Source organism: Bradyrhizobium sp., assembly GCF_047605465.1.
Classification (GTDB): Bacteria; Pseudomonadota; Alphaproteobacteria; order Rhizobiales; family Xanthobacteraceae; genus Bradyrhizobium.
Map to the genome: position 1 here is coordinate 1 of NZ_JASGFS010000070.1, position 17,985 is coordinate 17,985.

Below are 17,985 nucleotides of genomic sequence, written 5' to 3' on the forward strand. Positions count from 1 at the left end.
GTGTCCAGGCTCTCGCTCGTCTCCGTCAAAAACTCCCGCAACAGATCATCCATGAAAACCGGCCTTCATACAGGGAGGATACGCACGACTCGTGATGCGCCATTTCAGAATGGGGGCCAGCTTCACCGCAAAGCGTTTAATAATGGTTGAGTATGTGCAAAAGAACGGAACCAACAAATGGATAAGGCGCTCCGGACAAGCCGAAGCGCCTTGTAAAGATTCGATTAACGGTACGAGCGCGCGCGTTTAGGTCGCGGCAACGATGATGGCTTCGCCTTCCGGCGTGAGCGTCACGGTGAGACCGCAAGCCTGCGCCAGCAGCCGCGTATAATAAGGCTGGATCGCGTGCGCATCGGCGGCCGGCCCGCGTTCGCCGCTGAGCAGCTCGGCGATGTTCTGCGGCAGGCGCGCGTTGTGTCCGGTGGCGGTGACGCGGAAGCTCATGGTCTCGCCGTCGCCGAGCGGATCGACCGTCAGCATGCCACCGCGCGGAATCGTGTGCTGGGCAATGACGAGCATGTTGAGCAGCAGCTTGACGCGGTTCTTGGGCAGCAGCAGCCGCGGCAGATTCCACGTGATCGTGCACTTGCCGTCCTCGATGTGCCCGCGCGCCATGTTCTGGGCATCGCCGAGGTCGATCTGCGCACCGGAGGAGCCGGCAGCGCCGAAAGCGAGCCGGCAGAACTGCAGGCGGGCGGACGCGGTCTTGGCACTCTTGCGAATCAGGTCGAGCGCGAATTCCCGGTCCTCGGGCTTGGGATTGTCGTCGAGAACTTCGAGCCCGTTGACGATGGCGCCGACAGGGCTGATGAGATCGTGACAGACCCGCGAGCACAGCAGCGCGGCGAGTTCGAGCATATCGGGAGCAGTAGCGGTACCGGGTGTCGAGGTGCCAGACATAAAGGGGTCCTGGAGGGTTCCTGGAATTGCACGGCGCGGACGCGGCGAATCACGCATGCTTGACGGATGCGGACGGTTCTAACATTCGCAAGCCCGTGGCAGCTAGCTTGCGATAGGCTCGAAGCGGCCATAAACCCGCAGGCGAATCAACGAAGAGAGGCCAGACTTGCCGGTGAATGAGGCATACAGGTGAGGATCATCGACGGTGAAGCCGCGTCCGGCTTGATGGAGCCGCTCACGGCGCTGGTGGTGCAGGCAGGCGAGGCGATCCTCGCGGTCAACCGCGCGGCGATGCGGGTCGACGGCAAGCAGGACGGCTCGCCGGTGACCGACGCCGATCTCGCCGCCGACCGCGTCATCGCCGACGGCCTGGCACAACTTGCCGGTGACGTGCCGACGCTTTCGGAAGAGCGGACCCAGTCCGCCGTCCCGCCGTTTCGCGACAGCTTCTTCCTGATCGATCCGCTCGACGGCACCAAGGAATTCGTCGCGGGCCGCAACGAGTTCACCGTCAACCTCGCCATCGTGACCCGGGGCGTGCCGCTGCTCGGCATCGTGTCCGCGCCGGCGCTCGGCCTGCTCTGGCGCGGCATCGTCGGCCGCGGCGCCGAGCGCGTGACGTTCAAAGGCCCGGCCATCGTTACCGCCGAGCCGATCCATACCCGCAGGCTGCCGGAACAGGGCGAGCCATGGATTGCGACGGTGAGCCGCTCGCATGGCGACAAGCGAAGCGAGGCGTTCATCGACGGCCGGCCCAATGCCGTGAGAAAAACGGTCGGCTCCGCCGTGAAGTTCGGACGGATCGCGGAGGGCAGCGCCGACATCTATCCCCGTTTCGGGCCGACGTCGGAATGGGACGTCGGAGCCGGCTACGCGGTCGTGACCGCCGCGGGCGGCAAGGTCACCGACGAGAGCGGCGGCGAACTCCGCTTCGGCCAGCGGAACGATACCGGCTTCATCATCCCGGGATTCATCGCCTGGGGGGACCCGCGGGCGGCCGCATCCTACTGACTGAGCTGCTCCTGAAGCGCCGGCCAGCGCTTGCCGACCTCGAACAGGAAACGCTCCGGATTGGCCGCGAAGGCATCCCGGTTGGCTTCCCGGCTGAACAGATAGAGGCGCTGCGCCGAAACCACGAAGAAATGGGGATTGCCCGCGATGGTCACTCCGCGCGCGATGTCGGCCGGGTCGTAGCCGCCGAACTGCGGTCCATAGATTTCGGGGTGAGCCAGGAAGGAGGCCCGGTTGCCCTCGTTCCGGAAGCGCCAGACCGCGCCCCAGAGGTTCGCCTCGAACTCCGCCGTCCCCTGCACGGCGCTGCCGTCGACGAAATAGGCCACGGGATCGAAGCCTTCGATGGCGACCCCGCTGAAACGATTGACGACGATGCGCTCGGTGGTGGCCGCCTGCGCCGTCCGCCCCGGGCAGGCCGTCCAGATGCCGGCCAGCAGGCAGGCCAGCAGACCGATCAAGGCAATTCCGGGGCGCAAAGGGCTATCTTCCTGCCGTTGTGCCGTCATAGTTGCTACGGATAACATCCGAGTCGAGGGGACATTCGGCGCAACCTAGTGCCGCGCCTGTTGGCGTCAGGTTAAGGAAGCGACCGGATTCGATACCAGGGGTTCTTTTATGACTTTCGCATCACGCCTTGCCGCAGTCGCGCTCGCCGCGCTGGTCGGCTGGATCGTGCCGGTTTCCGCCCAGCAGGCGCCGCCGCCCGACCTGCCGCCGCCGCAGCGCACCCCGACGCCCAACACCTACGGGCCCGACGAACTCGTAAACGCCGGCCACCGTTTCTTCGGCAACGTCTCGCGCGGACTCGCCTCGATCATCGAGAAGGCGGTCAGCCAGTGGGGCCTGCCGAACGGCTACATCCTGGGTGAGGAAGGCTCCGGCGCCTTCGTCGCCGGCCTGCGCTATGGCGAAGGCACGCTCTACACCAAGAACGCGGGCGACCTGCGCGTCTACTGGCAGGGTCCTTCGCTCGGTTTCGACTGGGGCGGCGACGGCGCCCGCACCATGACGCTGGTCTATAACCTGCCCGCCACCAACGCGATCTACCAGCGCTTCGGCGGGATCGACGGCTCGGCCTATATCATTGGCGGCTTCGGCATGACGGCGCTCACCGCCAACAACATCGTGCTGGTGCCGATCCGCTCGGGTCTCGGCCTGCGGCTCGGGGCCAATATCGGCTACCTGAAATACACCCCGCGAGCGACCTGGAACCCGTTCTAGGGCTTCGTTCTCCGGCCGGTTCCGGATTCACGTTAACGACAGGGCGGGGCTGGCTTTTTGCCGGCCCGGCATGCATTGTCGTTGGTAAATTTTTCCTTAGCTCTCGGAGTTCTGGCCCATGGTCGAACCGATCATGTACCTGGCGATCGGTTTCCTGCTCTCGATGCTGTGCGGGCTCGCGCTCGTACCGCTGGTGCATAACCGCGCGGTGCGATTGACCACGCGCCGGCTCGAGGCCGCGACGCCTCTGTCCATGGCCGAGATCCAGGCCGACAAGGACCAGCTCCGCGCCGAATTCGCCATGTCGGCGCGCCGGCTCGAGATGAGCGTCGAGCAGCTCAAGAACAAGACCACGAGCCAGCTCGCCGAACTTGGCAAGAAGAGCGATGCCATCAACCGCATGAAGATCGAGCTCGGCGAGAAGAACGCCACGATCTTCGCGCTCGAGGCGCGCGAGAAGGCCGTCAAGGAGCAGCTCCGCGCCACCGAAGAGGAATTCAACGCCAAGACCGAGTCGCTGCGCACGGCCGAACAGGCGCTGACCGACAAGCAGGGCGAACTGGCCAAGATCAATTCCGAGCTCTCGGACCGCTCGATGATGGCGGAAAGCCGCCAGGTCGAGCTCGTCGCGGTGCGCGCGCAGATCGAGCAGCTCAAGAACCGCGTCGGCGACGCCGAGAAGGAATTTGCCGCCACCCAGGCGCGGCTGACGCAGGAACGTTCGGATTCCGAAACCGCTTCGCGCGAGCTCGGAGACGCCCGCGGGCGCGTCGAGAACCTGGGCCAACGCGTCACCGAGCTCGACCGTCAGCTCGTCGCGCAGGTGAAGGAAGCCGAGATGCTGTCGGGGCGCGTCGGCGACCTCGAAGGGCGCCTCGCCACGCAGGGCAAGCTGCTTGCCGAGCGCGACTATGAGAACAACCAGCTTCGCCAGACCAATGACGGTGCCGAGCGCATCATCAAGGAATTGCGCGTCGAGATCGCCGCGCTGAGCGGCGGCAAATCGTCGGCCGCGGTCGAAACGCTCCGCACGGAAAAGGCCGCGCTGGAGGACCAGCTCAAGACCGCGCGCGACGAACGCGCCAAGCTCCAGCGCGACATGAACGCGATCCAGCAGCAGGCGGAGAGCTCCTGGGCGACGGAGCGGATGGAGAATGCGCTGCTGCGCGAGCGCATCAACGACATAGCCGCCGAGGTCGCAAAGCTCGCGATGCAGCTCGAAGGCCCCAATTCGCCGATCGAGGCGTTGCTTGCGGCCGAGGCGGGCCAGGCTCCCAAGCCCGCGCCGCGCCCGGCCAACGGCGCCGCCGCGAATGGCGCGGCTACGGCCAGCCTGCCGGAGGGCGGTGGAACGCTCGCCGAGCGCATCCGTGCCCTGCAGGCCCACGCCTCCCGCGCCCGCCAGCAGGGCGCGTGAGCAGACCCAAAACGCGGGCTGGCGGCCGAATTCCGTGAGCTGCGGAAGGTTTTCAAGCCGCGAGGCGCCTGAAAACTTGACACCCTCGGCCCACACTTCTAAATCGCGGGCTTCGATGTGCCGGCCGGTCGAAAAGTCCGGCCGTCTGCATGATGGTCCCGGGCGCATAGCTCAGCGGGAGAGCGTTCCCTTCACACGGGAGAGGTCCAAGGTTCGATCCCTTGTGCGCCCACCACCTCGAAGCCTCGATAAAGGGTGCTTCCGCCCCACTTCAAGAATGATGGCTGCTTGAAGAATGATGGCTGCTTGCGGTCTCGACTGCCCTGGGTCGTCGATGCCTCGACCGATGGCGCTGTTCACGACGATCGCTGGCTAATCGTTCAATCGTCTTGCCGGGCACCCGACATAGCGGCCTCGCTCGGTGAGCGATTCAATGACGACCGCTCCCGCACCGATGGTGATGTCGCCCGACACCGCGATACCGTCGATCACGCTCGCGCCTGCGCCGAGAAATACGCGCATGCCGAGCTTGCTTCGACCCGCCAGGACCGCGTTCACGGAGACGTGGCAAAAATCCCCGACGACGCATTCGTGTTCGACGATTCCGCCCGTGTTGACGATGCATCCCGCACCGACGCGCGCGGAAGGGCCGACATGGGCGTGATGTCCGACGAAGCATCCCGTGGACATCTCCGCATCGGACGCAATCGTGGCGGTCTCGGCGATCACGTTCCCCAAAGGCCAACCCGCAGCCGTTGCCAGCTCATATTGCCGCTCGCGGCTGCAATTGTCGCCGATGGCGGGGATACAGACCCACCCATCCGGAAAATCCCGTCCTTCAAGCGCCGTGACGGCCGGAAAACCGAGAAAGGTCTCGCCCGGCCTGGCGTTCTCGTCGACGAACAACAGCGCCTCGAAGCCGGACGACAATGCGATCGAGGCGACGCTCCGTGCGTGACCTCCGAACCCCAATATGACGAGCCCGGCGCCGCCCCTCATTGGGGCAGTGATTTGAAGTACGACTTCACGGCGCCGCAGACGGAGATCACGTTCTCCTGGGTCAGCGCCGGAAAGCTCGGCACGTTTATACCCCGGATGCTCAAGGACTCCGCGACAGGCAGTGTCTCGTCTGTCTTGAAGTGCGGCAGCGTATGGCACGGATAGAACAACGGACGAGTTTCGATGTTCGCGGCCATCAACCAGTCCCTGAGAGGCTGCCGATGGCAGGCATCATCGACGACGAGCGAGCACATCCAGAACGAGTTCGTCGTCTCGGGCTCTTCATCCAGCATTCGCAATGGTAGCCCGTGCAGGCCCTCGCGATACCATGCGGCAATCTGGCGCTTCTTCTTCAGCACCGCAGAGGCATTTTCCAACTGCGCCAATCCGATCGCGGCGCAGATGTTCGTCATGCGGTAGTTGTATCCGACGACGTCATGCCAATATTCGCGATCCGGCGACACGGCCTGCGTCTTGAGATGATAGGCGGCGTCGATCAGCTCCCGGTTCCTGCTGACCACCATGCCCCCCTCGCCCGTGGTGATCGTCTTGTTGCCGAAGAAGCTGAACGTTGCGAAATCGCCGAAATTGCCGACATGGGTACCCTTGTAGAGCGTGCCAAAGGCCTCGGCGCAGTCCTCGATCATCCTCAACCCGAACTCGGCGCAAAGACCGAGCAGTTCGTCCATGGGGCACGGATGTCCGTACAGATGGACGACCATGATCGCCTTCGTACGCGGACCGATCTTCCGCCGAACATCCGCCGGGTCCATTTGCCACGTGCTTTCGAGCGAATCGACGAAGACAGGCTTCGCACCCGCATGAACGACGGCATTCGCCGACGCGACGTAGGTCAGCGTCGGGACGATGACCTCGTCACCGGGTTCCAGCCCAAGTGCCTCCAGGGCCAGATGAAGAGCAACGGTTCCGTTACAGACCGTCGTAGCGTAAGGCGCATCGATTTGCTGCGCGAACGCCCTTTCGAAACGCTCGACGAAGGTGCCCCGCGACGAAATCCACGTGGAATCGATGCACTGGTTGACGTACTCTTTTTCCCTGCCGCCAAGATACGGACGATACAAGGGAATCAGACCGCTGATTGCAGGCTCCGCAGCCACCGTGGCTTGTACTGCGCCGCGGTGCTCGCGCCTTTCGGAACTTTTACCCATTCCCCACGTCCCAAAGCACCGACACTAACCGCCGGTGATAACTTGACTGAATACACGCAATAGTAACACAGTCGATTGGTGTTTCAATTGATTGCTACTTGGACAAAGTGGACGCTTGACTATGACGACGTATGCGTTCTCGCCCAGCAGCGAAAGCAATCGGAGCGAATCACACGTCGTCCTCGGCCACCCGCTGGCTCGTTATTTTTCGAGTGTGTGGAAAATACGGTACTTCTGGACGCACCTCGCGCTGTCCGATCTTCGCGCGAGATGGAGACGATCATATTTCGGCATGCTGTGGACGGTGCTGCAGCCGCTGGGCCTGACCGCATTGCTCTCCGTGGTGTTCGGAAAGATCTTTCACAGCGACATCGCCGACTACGCGCCGTATATCCTCTCCGGAATCGTCCTCTGGGATTTCGTGACGGCTTCGATCCTGGGCGGGTGCCTCTCGTTCGTTCAGGCCGACGCTTACATTAAGCAGTATCCCCACCCTCTTGCGATCTACAGCCTGCGCACGATCCTGACGAACCTGGCCGTATTCCTGTGCGCCAACACCGCACTGATCATCTGGGTCCTGCTCTGGAAGCCTCAGAACTTCGGATGGTCCTGGTTGGCCGTCCCGACGATCCTGCCGCTCCTGGTTTTCATCGCATGGCCGCTCGCGACCATCCTGGCGTATATCGGCGCGCGGTTCAGGGACCTTCCGCCGGCGTTGACCCTCGTTCTTCAGGCACTTTGGTTCGTCTCGCCGATCTACTTCGAACCGAAGATCTTCCGCGGCGCCGGATTGGACGCTCTGGTCGATGGCAACCCGATCTATCACCTGCTCCAGATCGTTCGCGCACCGCTGCTGAACGGCGAGTGGCCATCCCTCGCCAATTACGGCTTTGCCTGTGCGACGGCCGTGGGGCTGTCTGTCCTGGCCGTGCTGGTCGGATCGCTCTCGGAGAAGAAGGTCATCTACTATCTATGAGCCGCATCTGCGTTCGGGACGTCGACCTTCACTACTACTCCGTCGCCTTCAGGGAGCGGTCGCTCAAGCGCGCCCTGGCCTCGCTCGTCACGAGCGGAGGAAAGGCGCGGCGGATCGACGATATCCACGCGCTGAAACAAATCACGGTCGAGGTCTCGCCCGGTGAACGCGTGGCGCTCATCGGATCGAACGGCGCGGGCAAATCGACATTTCTGAAAATGCTTGCCGGACTGTATCCCATCTCGGCCGGCCACCGGCATATCGAAGGGCGGATCAGATCGTTGTTCGACCTGAGCCTCGGCTTCGAACCCGATGCGTCGGGCCGGGAGAACATACTGTACCGCGGTCTGCTCATGGGCATGACGCCGCGCGCGATGCAGAAGATGGAGGACGGGATCGTCGAATTCGCCGATCTCGGCGAATTCATCGACTATCCCGTCAAGACATATTCCGCCGGCATGCAGGTTCGGCTGGCATTCGCCATCGCAACGTCGGTCGGAGGCGACATCCTCCTGATCGACGAAGTCATCGGTGCCGGTGACGCGGCCTTCATGCGCAGGGCGCAGACGCGGATACGATCGCTGATCGACAATTCCGAGATGCTCGTTCTCGCCTCGCACGATTTCTCGTCTCTCAGAACGCTGTGCAGCCGCGGCCTGGTGCTTGACCGGGGTCGGCTGGTGTTCGACGGCGAGATCAACGACGCGATCAGCTCGTACCTGTCCTTGAACAATCTCACCGACGTCTCGCCATCGCAGGCAAGATCGAACTGAATTCGTCCGGAGTCCAAGTTGAAACGCCGACCGCTGCGCGCAATGTGGCTGCTGAATCACGGCACCGCCCGCAAATTCGAAGTACCGATGCTCAAGCAGGTCGGGATCGAGGAGGTGTTTCTGCCCAAGGTCTACCCTGCGGACCCTTCGTTTCGCTCGGCATCGGTGGACTATTCCGAAGACCAGTACCTCACGATTCCGCCGGCCGATTTGGACGCCTTGAACCGCGTCGACTGGTACAAGGACCCCGGCGTCGAGGCCTGGCAGACGGCCAATGCCCATTTCGACGTTCTGTTCTTCATCCTGCTGGACACCCGGTTCCTCAAGTCGATGACCCGTCACTTTCGCGGCGTCAAGGTCTGGCGAACGTATGGGCTTCAGGATCCTCCGAAGTCCTACAGCCATGTGCTGAACCTGCTTGAAGGATGGGAAGGCCCGAGCTGGTCGCACGAAACCGCGCGAAACTTCTGGTTCGGCCAGGGCTACAGTCATCTTGCGGAAGCCGAGCCGCGCTGGCTTGCCGAGCGTGCCGTGCACTTGCCGGTAGGCTTGGCCGACGCATCGGTTCGCGACGGCTGGACGGGGGACGACAAGCGAATTCTGTTCGTTTGTCCGGACCTCCAACTCAACAGTTACTATCAGGGCGTCTACAAGACCTTCCGGCAATCGTTCTCCGGATTGCCCTATGTCGTGGCCGGCGCACAGCCCGTCCCGGTTCAGGACCCCAACGTACTGGGTTACGTCCCCGCCGCCGAGTACGACGTCATGATGCGTCGGCTGGCCGTGATGTACTATCACAGCAGCGAGCCGAACCACGTCCATTATCATCCGTTCGAAGCGGTCAAGGCGGGCATGCCGCTCGTCTTCATGGCCGGCGGAATGCTCGACCGGCTCGGCGGGCGGGCACTGCCGGGCCGATGCACGAGCCCCATGCAGGCAAGGCAAAAGCTCGAACGCATTCTCCGCGGCGACAAAGGGCTCATCGAGCAGATCCGGTCATCCCAGAGCGTGCTTCTGGAATCACTGACGGCGGATCATTGCGAACCGATCTGGCGTTCGGGCCTGCAGAAGATGCTCGGACGCCTGGCGGACGAGCGCGCACGCGAACTGCATCCGCGATTGCGGAAGGACAAGAAGATCGCTGTGATCCTGCCCGTCGAGTATCGCGGCGGCAGTCTCAAGGCGGCAAAACTTCTCGCGAAGACTCTGCTGAACGGCAGCCGGCAGGACGGCTCGGAAGCGAAAATCGTGTTCGCTCATATTGACGCACCTTCTTACCGGCCCGATCAGTTCGACGATCTCCCTGCCGGGATCGATCGTCGGCCGTTCCGATGGCGGATCCTGTCCACCGGCGAGGCAACGCGAGCGGCCGCATATGCCGGGCTGAGGGGCACACTCAAGCATTCCACGTACATGGTTCCCGACGACGGGATCAATCATCTCATGGATTGCGATCTCTGGATCGTCGTGTCCGATCGCCTCAGCCATCCACTGCTGCCGGTTCGTCCCCACCTGCTCGTCGTCCACGACTATCTGCAGCGCTACAGCCCGATCTTGCATGACGGCGCGGGCCGGGAATTCATCGATCGCGCGCATTGCGCGGATGCCGTCGTCGTAACGACGGAATTCACCGCGGCCGATGCAAGGCAATTCGTAGGTCTGCCGGCCGAAAAGCTCATCAAGCTGCCGATGCTCGCGCCATCCTTCTCGACCCAGGGCCTGGAAGACCTGCCGAACGATGCGTCGCCATCGCCCTATTTCGTCTGGACGACGAATCTCGCCGAACACAAGAACCACGAGAATGCCTTTGAAGCTCTCGCCTCGTACTACGAGGACCACGGCGGAAAGCTGAAATGCTTTATCACCGGGGTCGACACGAACCGCATGCTGAGCAGCGACCTTCCGCATCTGAAGCAATTGCAGGGATGGTACCGCTCGAACAAATACATCAGGCACAACATCCGTATTCTCGGTGAGCTGTCCGATCGAGCCTTTCGCGCGACACTGTATCGGGCCGCATTTCTCTGGCACCCCGCCCGAATAGACAACGGCACCTTCTCGGCCGTTGAAGCGGCCTCGTTGAGCGTTCCGTCCCTTTCGAGTGACTATCTGGCGATGCGCGAAATGGATCGCGAATTTGGGCTCAACTTGAGCTGGTCGGATCCAGCCAGCGCCATCGACATGGCAGCAAAGCTCAAGCTGATGGAGGAAAGTTGCCAGAGCCTTCGACGACACCTTCCCTCCAGGAAGCAGCTTGATGAGCTGGGTTCCAATCACGTCGCCCGAGCCTACTGGCAGGCCGTCAAGGAGTTCGCGTGAGGACCTTCGGCATTTATCTTCTTTATCCCCCCAAGGTCGACCTGCGCGCGCAGGGTCTTGGGCGCGTGCTCGCCGCATTCCTGAAGGAAGCCGCTTCGCGTCCGGACGTCAACTTCGTCGTTGCATGCCCGAGCTGGATGCGGCCGACCTTGAAGGAGTTATTCGATCACTTCGCCATCCCGTCGTCGGCCATCGAGATCATCGGCCCGAGAGAACGTCCGCTTCTGCTGAAGCTGTTCGAGTACTACGAAGCCTATCAGGCGTATAAGCGCCGGCCCCGCAGCTCCTTCATCCGCAGGTTCGCCGGAACGTTGAAGCGCACGGGAAGCCGCTTGGCCACGCGAGCCGGCCGTCTCGCAGCGACAACGCACAACCCTCTCGTCCTGGCGGCCCTGATCGTCCTCGCTGCTCCTTTTGCTGTCTTGGCTTATCTCGTGTTGCGCATCCTGCCGGCTATCCTCTCCGCCTTCAAAGGTCGCAGGGTTCATCGGCTCTGGACGAAAGGCCAAATACATTTCGCCGGGCTGATACGGAAGACGACCCGGGCTCCGCAAGACAACAACCTCACGCTGCGCCTCTATCGCTTCATGGAGGAGGCGGAGGCGCGCACACTCAACAGGCAGATCAACCTGCGCCGGGATGTTCGGGCGTGGTACTCGCCAACGGCGTTCTGGCCGCAATTCAACGGCATCACGGCTCCACGATTGATCTGCGTGCCCGACGTGGTGCTAGCCGAGCTTCCCGTCGGCTTCGCGCTGGTCAACGGACAGCGCTTTCTCGAAACGTTCGAGGCGGTCGGAGACGCCATCAGGCGTGGAACGTACTTCACCGCGTATAGCGAGGCCACCAAGTTCGACGTCCTGGTCGACCGGTATCAGATCGCCCCCGACCTCGTTGCCGTCATTCCGCATGGCGCCAGCAATTTGGATGGCGCCATCGCGATCTCCGGCGGGACCGACACCAGAAGGTCCATCGACGCCTATTGCGCCACCCTGTTCCGCATGGCCCTCGCCAAGCAGGCCGGCCAGTCTGACGCCGGCCGGTTTGGTGCGACGCAGTTCATTTTCTACGCCAGTCAGATCCGCCCGAACAAGAACGTCCTCAACCTCATCCGGGCGTACCGCTACCTGCTCCGGACAAGATACATCTCCCACAAATTGGTCTTGACGGGAGATCCTCAAGCCATGCCGGAGATCGCGGAATACGTTCGCCAGAACAACCTCTGGGACGACGTGCTGTTTCTCCGCGAAATATCGGAACGAGAACTTGCCGCCTGCTACCGGCTGGCGGACCTTGCGGTGAATCCAAGTCTGAGCGAAGGCGGATGCCCCTTCACCTTCACCGAAGCCCTCTCGGTCGGAACGCCTGCCGTGATGGCGCGCATTGCCGTCACGCAGGAGGTCGTGACGGATCCAGAACTGCAGGACATGATGCTGTTCGATCCCTATGACTGGATGGACATCGCAAGAAGGATCGAATGGGGCCTCGCGAACAGGCAAGTTCTGCTCGAGAAGCAGTTGCCCCTGTATCAGGAACTCGCAAGGCGCTCCTGGAGCGACGTCGTCGATGACTACATCGGCCTGCTGGACAAGATCGCCACGTCTCCCGCGGGATCGGCGATTGGATCACTGGGCGAGGTGGACGCGGGCGCGGAGCAGATACTCAGCGGGACGTTCCCGCTCGACCGGGCGTCGAGCTCCGCTCCGAGAGCAGTCGCTGATAGAGATCCAGATAGCGGTCGATCATCTGGTCCGCTCTGAAATAGCGCTCATATCGCTGACCGGCCGCCGTCCCCATCTTGCTGGCCAGGTCCGGCTGATCCAGCAGGACGTCCATGGCGCGCCTGAGTGCACCCGGATCGCTCGGCGGCACGACGATGCCTGTCTCGCCGTCGACGTTCACATAGCTCGTGCCGGTGCCGACTTCGCTCGAAATCAGCGGCTTGGAGTACATCGCCGCCTCCAGCAGGGAGATCCCGAAGGCTTCCGCTCTCAGGTGCGACGGGAATATCGCGGCATGGCAAAAGTTGAGCAGCGCGACCTTTTCATCGTCGCTGACCGCCCCCAGGAAGTGGACATCGGTCAGCCCGACGTCGCTCGCATGCTGCCGCAACTCGCCTTCGATGGGACCCGCTCCGACGATGACGATCGTATGATCCGTTCCCCGAAGCGCATCGAGCAGAATATGAAGCCCCTTGTAGTAGCGCAGGACACCGACGAACAGGAAGAAGCGCTTTCCCTTGAGGAACGGCCACTTGTCCTGCAAGGAGGGATCGTAAGGCGGATAGGTGTCGCGGTCCAACCCGATCGGGATCACCTCCGTCTTCCCGGCAAAACCGGACAGCACGTCGCTCGTCTTCAAATAGTTGGGTGACGTCGCGACGATCCGATCCACGCTCCCGAGGAACCGGCGCATCAGCGGCGCGTACAGCTTCAATAACATCCGCTGCCGTACGATGTCGGAGTGATAAGTGAGCACGACCGGCTTCGAGACGTTCGCCAGCAGATGCACCAGATCCGCGAACGGCCATGGAAAATGCAGATGCAGGACATCAGCCTGCTGCGCGAGGCGCCTGAATTTCCCGAACGAGCGAAGCGAAAACCCGGTCGAACTGATCTCGAAATCGCGCCTGACACGATGAATGGTGTGATTGTCGAACCGCTCAGATTGATCGTCGAGATCGGAGCTCAGCGACAGCACCTCGACCTCCAGCCCGCGCCGGCTCGACCCATGCGCGAGCTGGAAAATGAACTGCTCGATCCCCCCATAGGATTCAGGGCGATAGGTCTTGAAGAAATGCAGGACCCTCAAGTTTTTCTCCAAGCAGACATTTCAGGGCCTCGCGCTCCGCAAGCATTCAAGCCCGCCGCGGACCTCTTTAGCTGTGGCCGAGACTCAATTGCAACTTTCGCGGAAAAATCGAGGCGGCACAGCCTGTGACAAGCTGCGATTCCGGGCTTTCGTCGCCGGCATTCGTTCGATACGTATGGCGGCATGGACGCTCCGGATTGGGGTCGCGCCTCCATGTCCGGAACACAAGAATGCAGATCGTTCATTCCTCAAAGGTCGAAGAAACTGGACCACCACGCTCGCTTTCGCTTCGGCTGATCGCGGCCTATGTGGCCGGGCTGATCGCCTGCTGGCTGCTCCTGGGTTTCGGCTCGATCAAGCCCTTCTCGCTGCTTTCGCTGAGCAACGACAGTTTCTACACCCTCAACTTCGCCAAGAACTACGTGAACGGCGCTGGGTTCCGGGTGAATCCATACCTCGCATTTCCGGAAATTCAGGACAATGCCTACTTTCCGTCGTTCGACTTCAGCTATCGCGCGTTCATGCGGATGGTTGCCTGGTTCAGCGACGGGCCGGCCCCGGTTTACTACCTGTTGTACGTGGCTGGTGTCGCAGCGATGTTCGCCACAAGCGCTTTTGCGCTGCGATCGCTGAGATTCAACCATTGGCTCTCCATCTTCGGCGCAATCGTCTACGTCGTGTCGCCGTGGCTCGTCATCCGCGCCTTCTCCCACGATTTCCTGGCACTTTACTATTCGGCACCGCTTGGCGTCGCGCTGGCGTTGCGGGTAGGCCTATATCCGGAAATTCTGGCATGGCGGCTGAGCGGCGCCGCGCTGTCTCTGCTCGTGGTGGCGACGTCCGGGGTCTACTACGCGTTCTTCTCGCTGATGTTCATCGCGTTTCTCGGCGCTGTCGGTGGAATATCGCGGCAGCAATGGCAACCGGCCGTCAGCATTTGCGTGGTCACCGCCGGCGTCCTCGTCCTCTTGATGGTCACGGGCTACGGAAGTGCCCTGCCCGATATCCTGACCGGGGCGATCCCTCCCACGAAACGGATCGCAGGGGCCCAGCTCGTGTTCGGCCTCAACTTCTCCGAAGCGACGCACTTGTTCGACGACATCCCGAGAATGGCGTGGGTTCGTCAGGAGTACGTCGCTTTCTGGCCTTATCTGAAATACCCGCACAACATGCCTGACTGGCCGGGCCTGACGCTGACGCTGGTGATGCTCGCCTCGCCGGTGATCCTGCCCATTCTCGCCAATACGACCGGACCGCGATCGTATCAATCGCAGCTGATCCTGCTCGCCACCGCGAGCATCGCATTCGGCATCATCTACGCGATGGAAGGGGGCCTCGCCTACTATTTCGGCCTGTTCATCAATCCCTCGATCCGGGCGACCGACCGGATCATTCCATTCCTGGCATTCTTTGCACTGGTCGTATTGCTCGCGACCGTCGACATTCTTCTGGCGCGCCGACTGCTGTCGAAGATCGGAGCGGGTCTCGTCCTCGCGGCGCTGCTGGTGAGCATGCTTCCGAGCGTCAATGGTCTGGCGCGATATCATCGCGCGATCATGGACGGTCCGGCCATGGTCGAGAACATCGCCAGCATCAGGCAATTGCTCGCCGCGAAGGACAGGGAGAACCTCACGGCGGTGCTTCAGTTGCCGCATGCCGCATGGCCAGAGACCGCCCCGCAGCGGTCGTATGACATGCTGTCGCTGCAGGCCTATTTCGTGCTTGATCGCAAGGGCTCGACGACGCGCTGGAGCTATGGTTCGCGCCTTGACCAGGCGAGCTACCAGATCATCGAGAAGATGCTTCGCGACAATCAACCGCACGGCCTTGCCGGCGCTGCCGCCGCGATGGGATTCAACGGCGCGGTCATCGACAAGGCGCCCCTGAGCGAAGACGAATGGCGGGCGTTCGCCGCCAATCTCGACGAGACGTCGTGCAAGATCTTTGAGGACTCGCGCCGGCTGCTCTATTCGTTCCGTCGTTGCTAAGGCGATGCGCGCGTCGCGATCGCCGGGACAGCGCCGCTATCCTATCGACAGGATCTCGATCTCCTGGCTGCCCGAACCGGCGACGTCTCCCACGGCCTTCCCCATCAGGGACTTCGCGACCGGAGCCACGAAGGAGATCGATCCGGCCTTCGGATCCGCCTCATCCTCTCCGACGATGCGATAGGTCTGCACGCGGCCGTCGGCTCGGCTGAAGGTCACGGTGCTGCCGAAAGCGACGGTCTCGATCGACGCTGGATCAGCGACTAGCTGGGCCGTGCGCAACCGCTCGCCGAAATAGCGGATGTCGCGCAGCGGAACCGCCGACTGCCGGCGTCGCTCGTTGACGTCCTCGATCTGCTGCGCGGCCTCATAGGCCTCGCGTGCTTGCCCAAGCTGGGCCTCCAGCGCCCGCAAGCCTGTCTGCGTCACCAGATTGGGATGAGGCGAGATCGGGCGATCCGGCAACAGCGTCTCGGACGCGGTTTCGGCGCTCTCTTCTTTCGTAAACGCGACGCTCAACTGAATATCCTATCGCACTGTCTCGAATGCGGCGGCGCGCGGCCCGAAATTCGGGAGAACGCGCGACCATCCGCCGGCGATCATACCCGATCTAGATCTCGAGTTCGACGAAACGTCGCAGCTTGAACACGAGATCGGGCAGCGCCTGGCGGAACCGCGTCGCGTTCTGGAACGTGGTCGAGAACGGCGCGAAGGTGATCATGGCGTTCCAGTGGCGATAGCCGTAGACGGTCACCGAGGCACCCGATGCCGGAAAGCTCTCGATCTTACGCAACTCGCCGAGCACGAGCTCGGCAATCGCCTCGGCGGGGAGTCGTCGCTTGCCATCCGGCTGCGCCGTGACGTGAGCGGGTGCCTCGATCGGCTTCACGGAATCCGTCGCCGCATCGGACTCGTCCTGATGCGTCGACGACGGCTCTGGCGGGGTCGGTACGAGGGGCGCCTCGGCTCCGTTCGACGGCGCGCTCGGCGGAACCTCGGCAAGCACGGGAGGCTCTACGGTCTCGGTGCGCTTGCCGCCTCCCAGGATGCTGCTGATCATCGCGACCAGACCAGCATCCCTCCCATCCTCACTCATGTTTCCCCCCGGTGCTCCCGTCTACTCTAGCACCACGAGGGTCGAGCGCCACAAGATGAGCAGATCCGGTCCCATGCGGCCTCTCGCGACGTCGCGAGGCCTGCGGCGCAACACCGGATCGGGTCGCGCCGCCATGCGATCGTTCACTGCTTATCGAACGGAATATACTGCTGGTACTGCTTCGGCACCGAGCTGCGATAGCGCGCGGGAACCGTGCCGCTGTCGATCGAATGGTCGATCTCCTGCTGCCGGGTCATCTTCTTCTTCGCGGGCTTCTTCGACGCACTCTTCTTCGAATCGGTCGCGGGGCTCGCGGTGTCGGTGGTTGCGCTCGGGGCCGTGGTGGCCGCAGGCGCAGCCGTCGTGGCCGGCGCGGAGGTTGCGGCAGGCGCGGAGGTCGCGGCAGGCGGCGCTGCGGCCGGTGCGCTCTGGGCCGACGCCAGCGATGTTTGCGTGAAAAGCGCCAGCGCCGCCGTCGCAGCCAGCAGATATGACCTTTGCATCAGAACCTCCAAAATAAACCTGATCCGAATGAGGGAAGCGTAGTCCCGCGGGATCGACGTGTGCAAGTCCGCTGACAATAGGACGGAACCGGGCCACGAACTGTGGCCGAGATCACATAAGAGAATGCTCGTCCTCGCATCCGCTCCGCCGAAGCGGGCTCAGGGGGCGGCGCCGAGGCCGATCTCCTCCAGGCGCGCGGCGAACCAGAGCGACAGCGGCCGATCGACGATGCCGCCGACATAGACCTCCGACACCGTCACGTTGTGCCTCGCCAGCACCAGCAACACCCCGACCCAATAGGCGAACCAGACGTGCGGATCGGTCAGCGCCCTCAGCTTGTGCTGATCGTATTCGAGCGAGGTGTGATTGTTCGCCTTGCGGACCTCGACGGCGAGCAGGTTGTTCGGGATCTCGCGCTGATGCACGACGACGTCGGGATAGATCGACTTGCCCAAATGATCGTCGGTCGAGATGATGGAGCCGCGCGGCAGATGCAGCGTGCGCTCGCCGAGCCGGTCGTAGTTGCAATCGACCGACCATCCCGGGAATTGCCGTTCGAGATAGACGGCGAAGCGGTGGGTCACCGAGCGTTCGCCAACGTCCTTTTCGAACAGGAAGTCCTCGTGCGCGTAGAAGTCCCCGACCGCGGCGATCACCTTGTTCAGCTCGGTCTGCATCTTGCCCCCCGACCATCCCGCGCGCCCAGTTGCGCCGTCACAAGACCCTCAGGCAAGCCGCGTGGAACGCGTCCCGAACCATGAAGACCCCTATCCCCCCATAGCAGTCCTCCGGGACACC

17 protein-coding genes and 1 tRNA gene are annotated in these 17,985 nt (G+C 62.7%); 9 read left to right on the forward strand and 9 right to left on the reverse strand.

The window, feature by feature from the left end; translation table 11 throughout:
* Positions 1–246: 246 nt before the first annotated feature.
* A complete protein-coding gene (chpT, locus tag QM712_RS31315) occupies positions 247–900 on the reverse strand; it encodes a histidine phosphotransferase ChpT (RefSeq protein WP_415027020.1) in 654 nt (217 codons plus the stop codon).
* 225 nt (positions 901–1,125) lie between these two features.
* On the opposite strand from chpT, the gene QM712_RS31320 reads away from it, so the two are divergent.
* A complete protein-coding gene (locus QM712_RS31320) occupies positions 1,126–1,911 on the forward strand; it encodes a 3'(2'),5'-bisphosphate nucleotidase CysQ family protein (RefSeq protein ID WP_415027046.1) in 786 nt (261 codons plus the stop codon).
* On the opposite strand, the gene QM712_RS31325 is transcribed toward QM712_RS31320, so the two are convergent.
* The gene (locus QM712_RS31325) at positions 1,905–2,390 is read right to left on the reverse strand and encodes a YHS domain-containing (seleno)protein (RefSeq protein ID WP_415027021.1); all 486 of its coding nucleotides are present in this window, start codon (positions 2,388–2,390) and stop codon (positions 1,905–1,907) included. The genes QM712_RS31320 and QM712_RS31325 overlap by 7 nt on opposite strands.
* A 139-nt stretch (positions 2,391–2,529) precedes the next feature.
* Between QM712_RS31325 and QM712_RS31330 the strand changes: the two genes are divergently transcribed.
* The 3 genes from QM712_RS31330 (at position 2,530) to QM712_RS31340 (ending at position 4,787) form a co-directional block, all read left to right on the forward strand.
* Complete coding sequence (locus tag QM712_RS31330) at positions 2,530–3,135, forward strand: DUF1134 domain-containing protein (protein ID WP_415027022.1); 606 nt, start codon at positions 2,530–2,532, stop codon at positions 3,133–3,135.
* Positions 3,136–3,253: 118 nt separating this feature from the next.
* Positions 3,254–4,552, forward strand: coding sequence for a hypothetical protein (locus tag QM712_RS31335; protein WP_415027023.1), 1,299 nt, complete (start codon positions 3,254–3,256; stop codon positions 4,550–4,552).
* Between the two features lie 160 nt (positions 4,553–4,712).
* Positions 4,713–4,787, forward strand: a tRNA-Val gene (locus QM712_RS31340).
* 137 nt (positions 4,788–4,924) lie between these two features.
* Here the strand turns inward: QM712_RS31340 and QM712_RS31345 are convergent.
* Both QM712_RS31345 and QM712_RS31350 read right to left on the reverse strand, forming a co-directional pair.
* The gene (locus QM712_RS31345) at positions 4,925–5,551 is read right to left on the reverse strand and encodes a NeuD/PglB/VioB family sugar acetyltransferase (RefSeq protein WP_415027024.1); all 627 of its coding nucleotides are present in this window, start codon (positions 5,549–5,551) and stop codon (positions 4,925–4,927) included.
* Complete coding sequence (locus tag QM712_RS31350; RefSeq protein ID WP_415027025.1) at positions 5,548–6,720, reverse strand: DegT/DnrJ/EryC1/StrS family aminotransferase; 1,173 nt, start codon at positions 6,718–6,720, stop codon at positions 5,548–5,550. Before QM712_RS31350 ends, QM712_RS31345 begins: the two co-directional genes overlap by 4 nt.
* Before the next feature lie 193 nt (positions 6,721–6,913).
* On the opposite strand from QM712_RS31350, the gene QM712_RS31355 reads away from it, so the two are divergent.
* The 4 genes from QM712_RS31355 to QM712_RS31370 are packed head-to-tail and all read left to right on the forward strand — an operon-like array spanning position 6,914 to position 12,548.
* Positions 6,914–7,696 carry an ABC transporter permease gene (locus tag QM712_RS31355; RefSeq protein ID WP_415027047.1) on the forward strand — a complete coding sequence of 261 codons (783 nt, stop codon included), beginning with the start codon at positions 6,914–6,916 and terminating at the stop codon, positions 7,694–7,696.
* Positions 7,693–8,469, forward strand: a complete 777-nt coding sequence (locus tag QM712_RS31360) for an ABC transporter ATP-binding protein (RefSeq protein WP_415027026.1) — start codon at positions 7,693–7,695, stop codon at positions 8,467–8,469. Before QM712_RS31355 ends, QM712_RS31360 begins: the two co-directional genes overlap by 4 nt.
* Before the next feature lie 18 nt (positions 8,470–8,487).
* Positions 8,488–10,788 carry a glycosyltransferase gene (locus QM712_RS31365; RefSeq protein WP_415027027.1) on the forward strand — a complete coding sequence of 767 codons (2,301 nt, stop codon included), beginning with the start codon at positions 8,488–8,490 and terminating at the stop codon, positions 10,786–10,788.
* Positions 10,785–12,548, forward strand: coding sequence for a glycosyltransferase (locus QM712_RS31370; protein ID WP_415027028.1), 1,764 nt, complete (start codon positions 10,785–10,787; stop codon positions 12,546–12,548). Before QM712_RS31365 ends, QM712_RS31370 begins: the two co-directional genes overlap by 4 nt.
* On the opposite strand, the gene QM712_RS31375 is transcribed toward QM712_RS31370, so the two are convergent.
* Entirely contained in the window at positions 12,451–13,599 is a 1,149-nt protein-coding gene (locus tag QM712_RS31375) for a glycosyltransferase family 4 protein (protein ID WP_415027029.1), read from the reverse strand. The two genes, QM712_RS31370 and QM712_RS31375, sit on opposite strands and share 98 nt — an antisense overlap.
* Positions 13,600–13,829: 230 nt before the next feature.
* Here QM712_RS31375 and QM712_RS31380 point away from each other — a divergent pair, with 230 nt between their 5' ends.
* Complete coding sequence (locus QM712_RS31380; RefSeq protein WP_415027030.1) at positions 13,830–15,587, forward strand: hypothetical protein; 1,758 nt, start codon at positions 13,830–13,832, stop codon at positions 15,585–15,587.
* A 36-nt stretch (positions 15,588–15,623) separates the two neighbouring features.
* On the opposite strand, the gene greA is transcribed toward QM712_RS31380, so the two are convergent.
* The 4 genes from greA to QM712_RS31400 all read right to left on the reverse strand — a co-directional run bounded on the left by greA (position 15,624) and on the right by QM712_RS31400 (position 17,864).
* On the reverse strand, positions 15,624–16,106 hold the full coding sequence (gene greA, locus QM712_RS31385; protein WP_415027031.1) for a transcription elongation factor GreA: 483 nt from the start codon (positions 16,104–16,106) through the stop codon (positions 15,624–15,626).
* 91 nt (positions 16,107–16,197) lie between these two features.
* Entirely contained in the window at positions 16,198–16,683 is a 486-nt protein-coding gene (locus tag QM712_RS31390) for a hypothetical protein (RefSeq protein ID WP_415027032.1), read from the reverse strand.
* Positions 16,684–16,826: 143 nt separating this feature from the next.
* A complete protein-coding gene (locus QM712_RS31395; protein ID WP_415027033.1) occupies positions 16,827–17,186 on the reverse strand; it encodes a hypothetical protein in 360 nt (119 codons plus the stop codon).
* A 159-nt stretch (positions 17,187–17,345) separates the two neighbouring features.
* The gene (locus QM712_RS31400) at positions 17,346–17,864 is read right to left on the reverse strand and encodes a hypothetical protein (protein ID WP_415027034.1); all 519 of its coding nucleotides are present in this window, start codon (positions 17,862–17,864) and stop codon (positions 17,346–17,348) included.
* Positions 17,865–17,985 lie beyond the last annotated feature (121 nt).